Origin of the sequence: Staphylococcus kloosii (assembly GCF_032139365.1) — a bacterium.
Lineage (GTDB): Bacteria > Bacillota > Bacilli > Staphylococcales > Staphylococcaceae > Staphylococcus > Staphylococcus kloosii_A.
The window spans coordinates 1-16,336 of sequence record NZ_JAVTDB010000012.1 but is presented as its reverse complement, the minus strand read 5'-3'; the positions used below and the strand labels follow the sequence as shown (position 1 = coordinate 16,336).

Here is a 16,336-nt window from a genome sequence, read left to right as displayed (position 1 = left end):
GGAGCAGTTACACCATGCCAACTATTCTGTGGCTTATACTCGCATTAATAGTAGCTAGTATTTTATTAGTTATCATTACTGAAATCGTAAATAGCATTAGACTTAAAAACGAATTACCTACTTTATGGGATCACATCAAACCGTTAGAACGATTTACAAGGCCTAATAGCCAACATGATTATCAATATGAATTATACAAAGATGATTATGATGCTTACTCATTGATTGACGATAAAACTTGGAACGATTTAGACATGCCAAAATTATTTAGTGTTATGAATTTTAACTTTACAGCTATTGGTGAAATGCGCTTAGTTTGTGCATTGAGAAACATGAAAAAAATTAATAATGAGAAACTATTTCATGTGTTTAATAATAATGACAGTGTTCGAAATTTCGTTGCCTATCACTTGGCTAAAATTGGAAAAGCAATTTATCCTACTTTTCCAGATCAACTGCAGCCAGTAAAACGAAATAATTTTTGTATGTTTTCTACATTCTTGCCTTTAATAGCCATAATTATTACTTTATTTAATACTGGTTTAGGGATAATGTTACTACTATTAGTTTGTATTTTTAATATGGCCTTGAGTGGCATGTTAAAAAGAACTTATATAGAAGATTTAAATTCAATGTTTTATAATTCATCAGTTGTCACTAAGGCATATAAATTAAGTAAATCAGAGGATTTACCTGACATTGAAGTAGATTTTAAACATTTTATTGTGGCACGTCGTTTTAGTTGGCTTCTGGGCAAGGCTTCTACTGATAATGACGCTTTCACGGTTATAGGATTTATTAAAATGCTTTTAATGCTCGATTATTTCCTATTCCATTTAATTCAATCTAGCTTTAAACGCTACGAAGACGAAGTATTAGCGTGTTATGACTATATTGCTATGTTGGATAATCATTATTCTATTGCTTTATGGCGAAAAAGCTTGGACTTTTATTCAATACCTGAACAAACAGACAAGGATAAAGTAGCATTTGACAATCTTATACATCCACTTCTTACCAATGCAATTCCTAATAGTTTAACTTTAGATTTTAATATGTTGCTAACAGGTTCTAATGCTTCAGGTAAATCAACTTTTATGAAGGCTTTAGCAGTAAATTTATTATTAGCTCAAAGCGTTAACACGACTACGGCTCAGCATTTCGTGTATAAACCAGGTTTAATTTACACAGCTATGGTTAATCAGGATAGCATAACTTCTGGCGATAGCTATTTTATGACTGAATTAAAATCAATTCATCGTCTTTTTGAAATTCCACAAAATCAAAATGTATATTGTTTTATCGATGAAATATTTAAAGGTACGAACACGACAGAACGCATCGCCGCTTCTGAAGCTGTATTATCTTTTCTTAATGATTCAGAACAATTTACAATCATTGCAGCTACACACGATATAGAATTAGCAGATTTATTACAGGATAAATATGCCAACTATCATTTTAATGAATCTATTATGGATAATGAAATCCATTTTGACTTTACGATTAAAACTGGAAAAGCTGATACTCGTAATGCGATAGAATTATTACGTATCACCAAATTCCCACATTTTATTTATGAACGTGCCAAAAACAATGTTAAAGAAAAGTAATATAATTTTTCTCAACAACTTCTAAATCTGCTTAAAAACAAAAATGAGGTCGGACATCTAATCATGTCTCGACCTCATTATTTTATTTTCTTTTCAAGTTATTCTGCATTAACCATCCAAGTGATGCCAAATGGATCATTGAATAAACCGTATAATGGTGACCACTCTGTCTCACCTAATGGCATCGTTGCCACACAACCACCTTCTACAGCTTTATTAAAAAATGCAATTGCTTTTTCACGTTCTTCTTCATTATTGTAATCAAAATTAAATGCTACGATTGCACCACTGTTATCGATCTTTTTATTTTTCATGGTATCGCTACAATAAAATGTTTCACCCAAAATTTCGAATGCAGCATTCATAGTGAAATCAGCATCCACTTGATATTCTTCCGGTAAATCTCTAAACATTTCGTGATCGCCACCAACACGGTTTATGTTTGTTGCACCTAAATTTTTCTCATAAAAATTTAACGCTGCTAAGCTATTTTGAAAATTAAAATATTGTATTGCTTTCATTGAATGTCATCTCCTTCCAAATAATAAATCAATTGCGTAATCACTAGTTATATAAATACCCTTTTTTTCAGAAAAAATTGCCATTCACTATGATTATTTGCATTAAATTATTTAGACGCCATCAACAAAATATTCTAAATCCAAGCCACTATCACCATTTAAATCCATATTTGCGCTTACGTTATTTAAATATAAATAATGTGCAGCTGCACCAATCATCGCACCATTATCAGTACATAATTTAGCCGAAGGAATTGCTAAATGAATATTGTTAGCTTCACATGTTTTAGTTAGTTCATCACGTAAACCACTATTGCTTGCTACGCCACCAGCAACGATTAAGTCTTTAACGCCATAAGCTTCACATGCTTGTATGGCTTTGCCCACTAATACTTCTACTACACTATTTTGGAAACTTGTTGCCACATCGGCATCTATAATTGTTTGATTTTTTTGTCGTTGATTATGCAAAGCATTAATGACTGCGCTTTTTAATCCACTAAAACTGAAATCATAACTATCTTTTTCTAACCACACACGCGGGAAGTTATACGTATCATTACCTGTGCTAGCCAAACGATCTATTTGTGGGCCACCAGGATAATTTAAATCTAGCGTACGGGCTACTTTATCGTATGCTTCACCTACCGCATCATCTCTTGTTTCACCAATAATTTCAAAACTTAAATGGTCTTTCATATAAATTAATTCAGTATGACCACCTGAAACGATAAGTGCGATTAAAGGGAAATTCATACCTTCTTCTAGATTGTTAGCATAAATATGACCTGCGATATGATGTACGGGAATTAATGGTTTGTCGTAGGCAAACGCTAAAGCTTTGGCAGCATTTATACCTACTAACAATGCCCCTATTAAACCTGGCCCTTGTGTAACTGCTACAGCATCGATGTCTTCCATAGATACTTGTGCTTCAGCTAACGCATTATCAATTGTAGTTGTAATACCTTCCACATGATGTCTACTTGCAACTTCTGGTACAACGCCACCAAATCTTTTATGACTCTCTATTTGGCTTAAAACAATGTTGCTTTTAATTTTAGTACCATTTTCTATCACACTAACGCTCGTTTCATCACAACTTGATTCAACAGCTAATATTAAAGTATCGTTAATCATTGAAATTCACCCACATCACTAATGCATCCTCGCCTTCTCCATAATAATTTTTACGTTTACCGCCATATTGGAATCCTAAATTTTCATACACATGTTGCGCAACATAATTATCTATACGTACTTCTAAACTTAATGTTTCACATTTTTCTTGCACATAATCGATAATATATTTAAGTAGTAATTGTCCTAAACCATAGCCACGATATTGTTCATCTATTGCGATGGTAGTAATTTGAGCATTATCCAATACAATCCACAATCCAACATAGCCAACAATTTGTTCGTCATATTCTATAACAAAATAAAATGCAAATTCATTTTGTTCAACCTCGTGGTAAAAAGTATCTATTGTCCATGAACTACTATCAAAGCTTTTCCGTTCAATATCAAATACTTGTGGTACATCCGCCTTATCCATTAACCGAATATTTAGTTGTTGTTCTGTTTTGCTAACCAATTACGTTCAGCCTCTGAAATTTTTAAGTACTTTGGAACAAATTCATGGATATTGACGGGTTTAGAGATTAAAGATTTCATTGCATGTGCTTGTGGTAAGTTAGGTAAACAATCACTATCTAATAAATGTGCTAATTTTTCAGAATCTGCGCCTACAAAGACGTAAGGACGACTATCTGCATGTAAGAACGACAATAAATCTTCGATTGTAATATATTGGTCTGACATGATCGTTTCAAGGACCTCATTGTTATATTGATAAACGCCAGCATACACTGCTTCTCGACGTGCATCAAAAACAGGTACGATTAATCTATCTTGTCGTTGAACCGTAGCTGCTACAGCTGCTAATGATGAAACACCATATAATGAAACATTTAAAGCATATGCCAAAGTTTTAGCTACTGTCACACCTATTCTTAACCCTGTATATGAGCCCGGGCCTTCTGCCACTACAATTGATTCAATATCTTGTTTAGTTAAATTAGCCTGCTCTAAAGCAGAAATAATCGCAGGCATTAATTGTACGGAATGATTAACCTTTTTATCATTATTAATTTCAGCCAAAATTGTATTATTGTCCATAACTGCTACCGAGAGTGGTTGGTTAGAAGTATCAATTAGAAGATAATTCACGTTCAACTGCCTCCTTTATTTCAATATAATGTGTGCCATTTGCTTCAATAGTAATTGTACGTTTATTAGTACCCACAGATTGAATGTTTATTGTTAACGTATTAGTAGGAAGGTAAGCGGCAATATATTGACTCCATTCAATAACGGTAACTGCATTATCTTCAAAGTACTCTTCAAACCCTAAGTCCTCATCAGATTCTTCTAATCTATAGCAATCCATATGATGAAATTTTAAATTTTTTCCATTATAAGATTTTATAATATTGAAGGTTGGAGAGTTTATATTTCTTTTAACACCTAACGCTTTACCAATAAATTGACTTAACGTTGTCTTACCTGCACCTAAATCACCATTTAATAAAACGACATCACCAGCACTTAAATTTTGAGTTAAACATTGGCCAAAGGTTTCCATGTCTTTTAAGTTATTTATTCTTATCATTTCTCTACTCCTAGTATTAATGTTGCCCGCTTCGTTTAATATTTATTCAGTTCATATAATAATATCTTTTATAATTAACTTCTACATTTTAACAAACTTTTCTCTATAATACTTTATTACTGACTAAGTTCTTATTTAAAAAAATTGTAAGAATTGAAAGAAAATTGGCAACAATCATTGACACGGCTTTTAACTTGTAGTAAATTAAATTTATCAAATTTTTAGATAATTCAAACAAATGATATAAAAACCATTCTTGAGGAAAGGAGCATAATAAAATGACTTATAATACAACAGTAAATCAATCAACAACAACAAATATTTTAGTCATTTTATTATGCTTATAGGACTGGAACTTTAGTATAGCAACTACTAAAAGTTTAAGTCCTATTTCTAGTTGAATGGGACTTGTAAGACGTCCCAATAAAAATATTGGGACGTCTTTTTATTTTCATTTTTTATGGGGGAATTCACATGAGAAGCGACATGATAAAAAAAGGAGATCAACAGGCGCCAGCCCGAAGTCTTTTACATGCCACCGGGGCATTAGAAAAACCAACAGATATGAACAAACCTTTTGTAGCAATTTGTAACTCTTATATAGACATTGTCCCAGGACATGTTCATCTAAGAGAACTTGCTGATATAGCAAAAGAAGCAATTAGAGAAGCCGGAGCAATACCTTTCGAATTCAATACAATTGGTGTTGATGATGGTATAGCAATGGGTCATATAGGTATGAGATATTCCTTACCTTCAAGAGAAATTATCGCAGATGCTGCGGAAACAGTTATAAATGCACATTGGTTCGATGGTGTATTTTATATTCCAAACTGTGACAAAATCACACCGGGCATGTTGTTAGCATCTGTTAGAACTAACGTACCTGCTGTCTTTTGTTCAGGTGGTCCAATGAAAGCAGGATTATCAACAGAAGGTAAAGCACTTACCCTATCGTCAATGTTCGAAGCTGTTGGTGCATTTAAAGATGGTTCGATTTCTAAAGAAGAATTTTTAGATATGGAACAAAATGCATGTCCAACATGTGGATCTTGTTCAGGGATGTTTACAGCAAATTCAATGAACTGTTTGATGGAAGTATTAGGATTAGCTCTCCCATATAACGGCACTGCATTAGCAGTCAGTGATCAACGTAGAGAGATGATTAGAGAAGCAGCATTTAGATTAGTTGATAACATAAAAAATGATATTAAACCGAAAGACATTGTTACAAAAGAAGCTATTGATGATGCATTTGCTCTAGACATGGCAATGGGTGGTTCTACAAATACTGTATTACACACACTAGCAATTGCGAACGAAGCAGGTATTGATTACGATTTAACTCGCATTAACGAAATAGCTAAAAAGACACCTTACCTTTCAAAAATTGCACCAAGTTCTTCATATTCAATGCATGATGTACATGAAGCAGGTGGTGTCCCAGCAATAATTAATGAACTTTTCAAGAAAGAAGGCACTTTACATCCAGATCGTATTACAGTTACAGGTAAAACTTTACGAGAAAATAACGAAAGTAAAGAAATTACTAACGCAGATGTCATTAGACATCTAGATAATCCATACGATAAACAAGGTGGCCTTTCTATTCTATACGGTAATTTAGCCCCTAAAGGTGCAGTTATTAAAGTCGGAGGCGTTGATCCTTCAATTAAAGTATTTAAAGGAAAAGCAATTTGCTTCAATTCACATGATGAAGCAGTTGAAGCTATCGATAACCACACTGTTCGTGAAGGTCACGTTGTAGTTATACGATATGAAGGTCCTAAAGGTGGTCCTGGAATGCCAGAGATGTTAGCCCCTACTTCTTCTATTGTAGGAAGAGGATTAGGTAAAGATGTTGCACTTATAACAGATGGACGTTTCTCAGGGGCTACACGCGGTATTGCAGTAGGGCACATCTCTCCAGAGGCAGCATCGGGTGGTCCAATTGGATTAATCAGAGATGGTGATGATATCACGATAAACTTAACTGAACGCACATTAGAAGCTGATGTATCAACTGAAACATTAGAAGCAAGAAAACAAGAATTAAATCCATTCAAAGCAAAAGTAAAAACTGGTTATCTTGCAAGATATACAGCATTAGTTACGAGTGCCAATACAGGTGGCATCATGCAAGTACCTGAAAATCTCATTTAAGGAGTGAAGTAAAATGGCTAAACAAGCAGAAACGATTTACCAAGAGCAAACTGAAACTTTGGAACAAATCGAACCTAACGAAGCTTATGAACAAACTGAACTAGAAACTGAAACAATTAATGACATGAAAACTGGTTCTGAATTGCTAGTAGACTCACTTGCACATGAAAATGTAGATTTTATATTTGGCTATCCAGGTGGCGCGGTTTTACCACTTTATGACACGTTTTATGATGGTAAAATCAAACACATTCTCGCACGACATGAGCAAGGTGCAACACACGCTGCAGAAGGTTATGCGCGTGTTTCTGGTAAACCAGGTGTTGTAGTAGTAACAAGCGGACCCGGAGCTACGAACGCTATTACAGGAATCGCAGATGCATATAGCGATTCCTTACCACTAGTAGTTATTACTGGGCAAGTGGCAACGCCAGGAATTGGTAAAGATGCATTCCAAGAAGCAGACTTACTATCAATGACGACACCAATTACGAAACACAATTATCAAGTTAAAAATGTCAGTGATATTCCAACAATTATTCATGAAGCATTTCATATTGCAAATACTGGTAGAAAAGGACCTGTAGTGATCGACTTCCCTAAAGATATGGGTATTTTATCAACAAATGCTGAACTATCAGAGGAATTAGACTTACCTGGTTATGCTATACCCAATGAACCAAAATTTGATGAAATTCAAAAACTGCGTGATTATTTAAAAACAGCACGCAAACCAGTTGTCTTAGCTGGTGCTGGTATTAATCATGCTAAAGCAAATGAAACATTTACTGAATTTGTTAATCGTCACCAACTTCCTGTTGTTAGTACATTATTAGGTTTAGGTGCTATTCCATACGAACATCCCCTCTTTTTAGGTATGGGAGGTATGCATGGATCATATGCGAGTAACATGGCACTAACTGATTGTGATTTACTTATCAACTTTGGTAGCAGATTTGATGATAGATTAGCGAGTAACCCTGATGAATTTGCTCCTAATGCCAAAATCGTACACGTAGACATTGATCCTTCAGAAATAAATAAAATTATTAATACTGATTTAGGTATCGTTGCAGATTGCAAAGCAGTATTAGAAGCTTTGTTGGCATTTGATAGTTATTCAATCAGACATGATGAATGGTTAGAAACGTGCAACAACAATAAAGCAACTCACCCATTTAAATATGACGCAGAAGAAGATAATTTCTCTAAACCACAACGTACGATTGAACATATTGGTCAAATCACTGAAGGAGACGCAATCGTTACTACAGACGTTGGTCAACATCAAATGTGGGTGGCTCAATATTATCCATTTAAAACACATGGTCAATTAGTTACAAGTGGTGGCTTAGGTACGATGGGCTTCGGTATTCCTGCAGCAATCGGAGCAAAATTAGCTAGACCTGATAAGACAGTCGTTGCATTCGTTGGTGACGGTGGCTTCCAAATGACTAACCAAGAGCTTGCAATCTTACGTGAATATGGCTTGGATATTAAAGTTGTACTAGTAAATAATGGTACTTTAGGTATGGTTAAACAATGGCAAGATAAATTCTTTAAACAAAGGTTTTCACATTCTGTATTTAACGATCAACCGGACTTCATCAAATTAGGTGAGGCATATGGCGTTAAAGGTTATATGATTGATGACCCAAGCAAATTGGAACAACAATTAGATGAAGCTTTCGCATATGATGGTCCGGCATTAATCGAAGTTAGAATCTCACCTGTTGAAGCAGTAACACCTATGGTCCCTTCTGGTAAACCTAATCACGAAATGGAGGGCTTATAATGAGAAGAACTTTTCGTACAAAAGTAAGAGATAAAGCTGGTACATTAAATCGTTTAACAAGTATCTTTGTCAGGAGACAATTTAACATTGTTACCTTATCAGCCACACCAACAGTTGAAGAAGGTATTTCTGATATTACCTTCGTAGCAGAAGTACCTGACAGTGATGTATTAAGAAATTTAATTGCGCAGCTTGAAAAACAAATTAATATTATAAGTGTTGAAGATATCACAGATACGAATACTTATAATAGAGAATTGGTACTCGTAAAATTACGCACACCTGACAACAATGATCAATTACAAAAGCTTATCCAACCGTATGATGCGCTAGTATCTATTTTGAAGGATGAAGAGCAATTTACTTATCTTCAAGCTTCAGGTCCACAATACACGATGGACAATTTAATAGATGACCTATCATCATACAACATAGAACAGATAGCAAGAACAGGTTCAGCAGGCATTATTTAATTTGTCTGAATATTAAGAAATTATTTTAACAAAACATGGAGGATTTTATTATGACAACAGTTTATTATGATCAATCAGTAACGAACGATGTATTACAAGGAAAGAAAATTGCAGTTATCGGTTATGGTTCTCAAGGCCATGCACATGCTCAAAACTTAAAAGATAATGGTTACGATGTAATCATCGGTATCCGCCCAGGTAAGTCTTTCAATAAAGCAAAAGATGATGGCTTTGAAGTATATCCAGTGGACGAAGCAGCAAAACAAGCTGATGTAATCATGATTCTATTGCCTGATGAAATTCAAGGTAGCGTATATAAAGAAGAAATCGAACCCAATTTACAAGATAATAATGCATTAGTATTTGCACATGGTTTCAACATTCACTTTGATGTAATTCAACCACCTTCAACAGTAGACGTATTCTTAATCGCACCAAAAGGTCCAGGACATTTAGTGCGTCGTACATTTACTGAAGGCAGCGCAGTACCTGCCCTATTCGCAGTTGAACAAGATGCAAGTGGTGAAGCAAGAGACTTAGCATTAAGTTACGCAAAAGGTATCGGCGCAACACGTGCTGGTGTTATTGAAACATCATTTGCTGAAGAAACTGAAACTGACTTATTCGGCGAACAAACAGTATTATGTGGTGGCGTAACAAAATTAATTCAATCAGGGTTCGAGACATTAGTTGAAGCGGGTTACCAACCAGAAATCGCTTATTTCGAAGTACTACATGAAATGAAATTAATCGTAGACCTTATGTACGAAGGTGGTATGGAAAATATGCGTTACTCAATTTCTAATACAGCTGAATTTGGTGACTACGTTTCAGGACCACGTGTTATCACACCAGATGTTAAAGACAATATGAAAGCTGTATTAAAAGATATTCAAGATGGTAACTTTAGTGATCGTTTCATTAAAGACAGCGAAAACAACTTTAATGAATTTCACAAATTACGTGAAGAACAACATGGTCATCAAATCGAAGCAGTTGGTCGTGAACTAAGAGAAATGATGCCATTTATTAAATCTAAAAGTATTGAAAAATAAAAAAGCATTACTTTAGTTGTTTCGTAATTTCATTTTGACAATCACTGTACTCACTAGAGTATTAGTGATTCGTCATCAATTACGAACGAAACATACTAAAAAGATCTTTTCGGGATAATTATATAGTTAGGAGATGTTTAAAATGAGTAGCCATATTCAAATTTTTGATACAACACTTAGAGACGGGGAACAAACCCCAGGAGTCAATTTTTCTTTCGAAGAGAGACTAAAAATTGCTCAACAATTAGAAAAATGGGGAGTAGACATTATAGAAGCAGGATTCCCCGCTTCGAGTTCAGGAAGTTTTAAATCAGTAGAAGCTATTGCTAAAACATTAACAACTACAGCTGTATGTGGTTTAGCACGTTGTGTAAAATCAGATATCGATGCAGTTTATGAAGCAACTAAAGCAGCTGCAATTCCTAGAATTCATGTCTTCGTTGCCACAAGCCCTATTCATCGCGATTCTAAACTTAAAATGTCACAGGATGAAGTGCTTGAATCTATAAAAGAACATGTTGAGTACGCTAAACAATATTTTGAAGTCGTTCAATTTTCACCGGAAGATGCAACACGTACTGAACCAGATTTCTTATTAAAAGCTGTACAAACAGCTGTAGATGCTGGTGCAAGTGTTATCAATATACCAGATACTGTAGGTTTCAGTTATCCAACTGAATATGGCAAAATATTTAAAACATTAATCGAAACGATCGAAAGTGACCACGAAGTAATTTATAGTGCGCATTGTCATGATGACTTAGGATTAGCGGTTGCTAATAGTATGGCAGCAATCGAAAATGGTGCTAAACGTATTGAAGGTACTTTAAATGGTATTGGAGAACGTGCAGGTAATACGGCACTTGAAGAAGTTGCACTTGGCCTTTACGTTCGCCAAGATCATTACCAAAACCAATCAAAAATCAATTTAGCTGAAACAAAACAAACTTCTGATTTGATTGCCCGTTACGCAGGTATTCGAGTCCCTAAAAACAAAGCGATTGTCGGACAAAATGCTTTCAGTCACGAATCAGGAATTCACCAAGATGGCGTGCTTAAAAACCCTGAAACTTATGAAATTATGACACCACAACTCGTCGGTGTTAAAACGACTGAATTACCACTAGGAAAATTATCTGGTAAACATGCTTTTGCAGAGAAACTTACTGCTTTAGGCTATGATGTAGAACCTGAAGAACAAAAAGTACTATTCAAACAATTTAAAGAAATTGCAGATAAGAAAAAAGCAGTAACAGACAGAGATATACACGCATTAATCCAAGGTACATCTCATGAACAAAGTTCAAGTTATCAAGTAGATACATTACAATTACAATTCGTCTCAAATGGATTACAAAGTGCAGTAGTAGTAATTAAAGACAAAGATGGTAATACTTATCAAGATTCTAGTATTGGAACAGGATCAATCGTTGCTGTATATAACGCAGTGGATCGTATTTTCGATAGAAAAACTGAACTATTAGATTATACAATTGATTCCGTTACTGAAGGTTCTGACGCACAAGCAGAAGTACACGTTCAGCTTAAAATTGGTGACCAATTTGTCACAGGCGTAGGTATTGACCATGATATCTTACTTGCTTCTTGTAAATCATACGTAGAAGCTCAAGCCAAATATGTAAATGAATCAACTGAGAAAGAAGGCATTAAGTCATGAGTTATAACATCGTTTCATTACCTGGAGATGGTATAGGACCCGAAATTATGAGTGGTTCGTTAGAAATCTTAGAACAACTAAGTAAAAAATTTAATTTCGATTACACTGTTGAAGCATATGATTTCGGTGGTATCGCAATTGATAATCATGGTACACCATTACCAGATAACACATTAACAGCTTGTCAAAATGCCGATGCTATACTTTTAGGTTCAGTTGGTGGACCGAAATGGACTGACCCTAACAACAGACCTGAACAAGGGTTATTAGGTATTAGAAAAACACTCGGTCTTTTTGCAAATATTAGACCTACAACAGTAACTGAAGGTACAAGCCATTTGTCCCCTATTAAGGAATCACGCGTAACTGGTACAGATTTTGTAATCGTTCGTGAGTTAACTGGTGGTATTTATTTCGGCGAACCAAAACATTGGAATCAAGATCAAGCATTAGATTCATTAACATATACGAAACCAGAAATTGAACGTATCGCACATGTCGCATTTAAACTAGCTCAAAAGCGTAACAAAAAACTCACGTCAGTAGATAAAGAGAACGTTTTATCGTCTAGTAAATTGTGGCGCCAAGTTATTAATAATGTAGCAACAGAATATCCAGATGTTGAAGTTAATCACCTACTTGTTGATGCTTGCGCAATGCATTTAATTACTAATCCAACTCAATTTGATGTTATTGTAACTGAAAATCTATTTGGCGACATTTTAAGTGATGAAGCCTCTGTAATGCCAGGCTCTTTAGGTTTATCACCATCAGCTAGTTTTAGTGAACAAGGCACAAGACTTTATGAACCTATACACGGTTCTGCGCCTGACATCGCAAACCAAAACAAAGCAAATCCTTTTGGTATGTTACTATCTGTAGCGATGTGTCTACGAGAAAGTTTTGGTGAAGAACAGGCAGCATCATATTTAGAACAAACAGTTTATCAACTTATTAAAGATGGCAAGACGACAAGTGACCTCGGAGGTCAAAGTACTACTACAGAAGTCTTTCAATATGTGAAAGAAAATATATAAAGGAGGAGATGTCATATGGGTAAAACACTATTCGATAAAGTTTGGAACAAACATGTTTTGACTGGGAAAGAAGGTTCTCCACAGTTATTATACATTGATTTACATTTAATTCATGAAGTTACATCTCCTCAAGCATTTGAAGGACTTAGACTTCAAAATAGACAACTTAGAAGACCAGATTTAACTTATGCAACGCTAGATCATAATGTGCCAACCGTTGATATTTTTAATATTAAGGATGAAATTGCAAATAAACAAATCACAACTTTGCAAGAAAATGCTAAAGCATTCGGCGTTCATATTTTTGATATGGGCTCTGATGAACAAGGTATTGTACACATGGTTGGACCAGAAACTGGTTTAACTCAACCAGGCAAAACAATTGTATGTGGTGACTCCCATACTGCAACACATGGTGCGTTTGGTGCTATTGCCTTTGGTATTGGTACAAGCGAAGTTGAACATGTATTTGCAACACAAACATTGTGGCAAACTAAACCTAAAAATCTCAAAATTGAAGTTACAGGAAAACTGCCAACTGGCGTCTACGCTAAAGATATAATTTTGTATCTTATTAATCAACATGGTGTAGATTTTGGTACGGGTTATGCCCTAGAGTTTTCTGGAGAAACAATTCGTAACCTTTCTATGGAAGCACGTATGACAATTTGTAATATGGCAATAGAAGCAGGTGCAAAATACGGTATGATGCAACCTGATGAAACTACATTTGAATATGTAAAAGGTCGCCCCTATGCTACAAATTATGAATATGATATTGAAGCATGGTGTGAATTATATACAGATGATGACGCTCAATTCGATAAGGTTATAGAAATGGATGTAACTGATTTAGAACCTCAAGTTACGTGGGGCACTAATCCTGAAATGGGCGTTAGTTTTAACACACCTTTCCCTGAGATTAAAAATGTTAATGATGAGCGCGCGTATGACTATATGGGTCTACAACCTGGTCAAAAGGCAGAAGATATTGAATTAGGCTATGTATTCTTAGGTTCATGTACAAATGCTAGACTTTCTGACTTAGTCGAAGCAAGTCACATAGTAAAAGGAAATAAAGTACACCCAAATATTACGGCTATCGTCGTTCCAGGTTCAAGAACTGTTAAACTTGAAGCAGAAAAGTTAGGTATCGATAAAATATTTAAAGAAGCAGGTTTTGATTGGAGAGAACCAGGTTGTTCAATGTGTCTAGGCATGAACCCTGACCAAGTACCTAATGGTGTACATTGTGCTTCTACAAGTAATAGAAACTTTGAAGGACGTCAAGGTAAAGGCGCACGTACACATCTTGTCTCCCCTGCAATGGCAGCTGCTGCCGCAATTAATGGTAAATTTGTAGATGTTAGAAAGGTGGTCGTTTAACATGGATGTAAAACCAATCACAACATATACTGGAAAAATAGTACCACTTTTTCATGATAATATTGACACTGACCAAATTATTCCTAAAGTTCATTTGAAAAGAATTTCTAAAACGGGCTTTGGCCCCTTCGCATTCGATGAATGGCGCTATTTAGATGATGGTTCTGACAATCCAGACTTCAACCCTAATAAACCAGAATATGAAGGTGCATCAATACTCATTACTGGCGACAATTTTGGCTGTGGTTCTAGTAGAGAACACGCAGCATGGGCAATTAAAGACTATGGATTTGATATTATAATCGCCGGTAGTTATAGTGATATTTTCTATATGAACTGTACTAAAAATGGTATGTTACCTATTTCTTTAGATGAAGATGCTAGAAAGCATTTGGCTTCATATTCAGAAATAACAGTAGATTTACCTAATCAAACCGTATCAACACCTGAAAAATCTTTCCATTTCGATATTGATGCGACTTGGAAAAACAAACTTGTGAATGGTTTAGATGATATAGCCGTAACACTGCAATATGAAGATGAAATTGCAGCTTATGAAAATGCAAAGGCATTTCAATAAAGAAATTTAAAAGTAAAGGTGTGAAATTTATGACAGTTAAAACCACAGTATCATCCAAAGATATAGATGAGGCTTTTTTAAATTTAAAAGATGTTGCAAAAGAAACACCACTTCAAAAAGATCATTATCTCTCACACAAATATGATTGTAACGTTTACTTAAAACGCGAAGATCTACAGTGGGTACGTTCATTTAAACTTAGAGGTGCTTATAACGCAATTATCGCTTTAAATGACAATGACCGACAAAATGGTATTACTTGTGCCAGCGCAGGTAATCACGCCCAAGGTGTAGCATACACAGCGAGTAGATTAAACTTAACTGCTGTAATCTTTATGCCTGTAACAACTCCACTTCAAAAAATAAACCAAGTAAAATTCTTTGGTGGGCGTAATGTTGAGGTTGTTTTAACAGGTGATACATTCGATGAATGCTTGAAAGAAGCACTCACATATACTCAAGATTACGCAATGAATTTCATTGACCCTTTCAATAATATTTATACTATTGCAGGACAAGGTACGTTAGCTAAAGAAATTATTGAACAATCTAAAGAAGACGATATTCACTTTGACTATTTATTTGCTGCTATCGGTGGCGGTGGTCTTATTTCAGGTGTAGGAACTTATTTTAAAGACCATTCGAAAGATACATCAATTGTAGGTGTTGAACCAGCTGGAGCAAGTAGCATGTATGAATCAGTTGTTGTAGAAAATAAAATTGTTACATTAGAAAACATCGAAAAATTCGTCGATGGTGCGTCTGTCGCACGAGTCGGAGAAATTACTTATGAAATTGCTCAAAAAGTTGTAGATGAGTATGTACAAGTAGATGAAGGTGCCGTTTGTTCTACAATATTAGATATGTATTCTAAACAAGCTATTATTGCAGAACCCGCTGGTGCATTAAGTGTATCTGCATTAGAGCAATATAAATCTAAAATCAAAGGTAAAAATGTTGTTTGTATCGTAAGTGGCGGTAATAACGATATTAACAGAATGAAAGAAATTGAAGAACGTTCATTACTATTCGAAGAAATGAAACATTACTTCATCTTGAACTTCCCACAAAGACCTGGTGCTTTACGAGAATTTGTAAACGACGTACTTGGACCTAAAGACGATATCACTAAATTCGAATATCTCAAAAAATCATCACAAAATACGGGTACCGTTATAATTGGTATTCAACTAAATAACCATAGTGACCTGGATAATTTAAAAGCCAATGTCACTGAATTTGATCCATCCAATATTTACATTAATGAAAACAAAATGCTTTATTCACTATTAATTTAATTAAAAAGTCTGGGACATAATTCCTAACTCAAATTAAATAACACCTCATTCTACTGATTTATT

General features: G+C 34.9%; 15 protein-coding genes. 10 read left to right on the top strand and 5 right to left on the bottom strand.

The features are described from left to right. The first annotated feature begins 14 nt into the window (after window positions 1-14). Entirely contained in the window at window positions 15-1,613 is a 1,599-nt protein-coding gene (locus RPL90_RS01010) for a MutS-related protein (protein WP_313541567.1), read from the top strand. 98 nt (window positions 1,614-1,711) lie between these two features. Here RPL90_RS01010 and RPL90_RS01005 read toward each other — a convergent pair whose 3' ends face one another. From RPL90_RS01005 to tsaE, 5 genes are all read right to left on the bottom strand, one after another. Then, entirely contained in the window at window positions 1,712-2,134 is a 423-nt protein-coding gene (locus RPL90_RS01005; RefSeq protein ID WP_313541564.1) for a glyoxalase/bleomycin resistance/extradiol dioxygenase family protein, read from the bottom strand. A 111-nt stretch (window positions 2,135-2,245) separates the two neighbouring features. Beyond that, entirely contained in the window at window positions 2,246-3,274 is a 1,029-nt protein-coding gene (tsaD, locus tag RPL90_RS01000; protein WP_313541561.1) for a tRNA (adenosine(37)-N6)-threonylcarbamoyltransferase complex transferase subunit TsaD, read from the bottom strand. Continuing rightward, on the bottom strand, window positions 3,267-3,692 hold the full coding sequence (gene rimI, locus RPL90_RS00995) for a ribosomal protein S18-alanine N-acetyltransferase (RefSeq protein ID WP_398573840.1): 426 nt from the start codon (window positions 3,690-3,692) through the stop codon (window positions 3,267-3,269). The genes tsaD and rimI overlap by 8 nt, the downstream gene beginning before the upstream one ends. 11 nt (window positions 3,693-3,703) lie before the next feature. Beyond that, window positions 3,704-4,366 (bottom strand): tRNA (adenosine(37)-N6)-threonylcarbamoyltransferase complex dimerization subunit type 1 TsaB, encoded by a 663-nt coding sequence (tsaB, locus tag RPL90_RS00990; RefSeq protein WP_313541555.1) that lies wholly within the window; start codon window positions 4,364-4,366, stop codon window positions 3,704-3,706. After that, window positions 4,347-4,808, bottom strand: coding sequence for a tRNA (adenosine(37)-N6)-threonylcarbamoyltransferase complex ATPase subunit type 1 TsaE (tsaE, locus tag RPL90_RS00985; protein WP_313541552.1), 462 nt, complete (start codon window positions 4,806-4,808; stop codon window positions 4,347-4,349). The genes tsaB and tsaE overlap by 20 nt, the downstream gene beginning before the upstream one ends. A gap of 474 nt (window positions 4,809-5,282) precedes the next feature. Here tsaE and ilvD point away from each other — a divergent pair, with 474 nt between their 5' ends. From ilvD to ilvA, 9 genes are all read left to right on the top strand, one after another. After that, window positions 5,283-6,971: a dihydroxy-acid dehydratase gene (gene ilvD / locus RPL90_RS00980; protein ID WP_313541550.1), complete on the top strand. Its 1,689-nt coding sequence runs from the start codon at window positions 5,283-5,285 to the stop codon at window positions 6,969-6,971. Between the two features lie 13 nt (window positions 6,972-6,984). After that, window positions 6,985-8,766 carry a biosynthetic-type acetolactate synthase large subunit gene (gene ilvB, locus RPL90_RS00975; RefSeq protein WP_313541547.1) on the top strand — a complete coding sequence of 594 codons (1,782 nt, stop codon included), beginning with the start codon at window positions 6,985-6,987 and terminating at the stop codon, window positions 8,764-8,766. Beyond that, window positions 8,766-9,239, top strand: a complete 474-nt coding sequence (ilvN, locus tag RPL90_RS00970) for an acetolactate synthase small subunit (RefSeq protein WP_313541544.1) — start codon at window positions 8,766-8,768, stop codon at window positions 9,237-9,239. Before ilvB ends, ilvN begins: the two co-directional genes overlap by 1 nt. 50 nt (window positions 9,240-9,289) lie before the next feature. Continuing rightward, a complete protein-coding gene (gene ilvC / locus RPL90_RS00965) occupies window positions 9,290-10,294 on the top strand; it encodes a ketol-acid reductoisomerase (RefSeq protein WP_313541542.1) in 1,005 nt (334 codons plus the stop codon). Between the two features lie 142 nt (window positions 10,295-10,436). Further along, a complete protein-coding gene (locus RPL90_RS00960; protein WP_313541540.1) occupies window positions 10,437-11,972 on the top strand; it encodes a 2-isopropylmalate synthase in 1,536 nt (511 codons plus the stop codon). Then, window positions 11,969-13,009 carry a 3-isopropylmalate dehydrogenase gene (gene leuB, locus RPL90_RS00955; protein ID WP_313541538.1) on the top strand — a complete coding sequence of 347 codons (1,041 nt, stop codon included), beginning with the start codon at window positions 11,969-11,971 and terminating at the stop codon, window positions 13,007-13,009. Before RPL90_RS00960 ends, leuB begins: the two co-directional genes overlap by 4 nt. A gap of 15 nt (window positions 13,010-13,024) precedes the next feature. Beyond that, window positions 13,025-14,395, top strand: a complete 1,371-nt coding sequence (gene leuC, locus RPL90_RS00950; protein WP_313541535.1) for a 3-isopropylmalate dehydratase large subunit — start codon at window positions 13,025-13,027, stop codon at window positions 14,393-14,395. 1 nt (window position 14,396) lies between these two features. After that, complete coding sequence (gene leuD, locus RPL90_RS00945; protein ID WP_048793318.1) at window positions 14,397-14,975, top strand: 3-isopropylmalate dehydratase small subunit; 579 nt, start codon at window positions 14,397-14,399, stop codon at window positions 14,973-14,975. A 29-nt stretch (window positions 14,976-15,004) separates the two neighbouring features. Next, entirely contained in the window at window positions 15,005-16,273 is a 1,269-nt protein-coding gene (gene ilvA, locus RPL90_RS00940) for a threonine ammonia-lyase IlvA (RefSeq protein ID WP_313541526.1), read from the top strand. Window positions 16,274-16,336 lie beyond the last annotated feature (63 nt).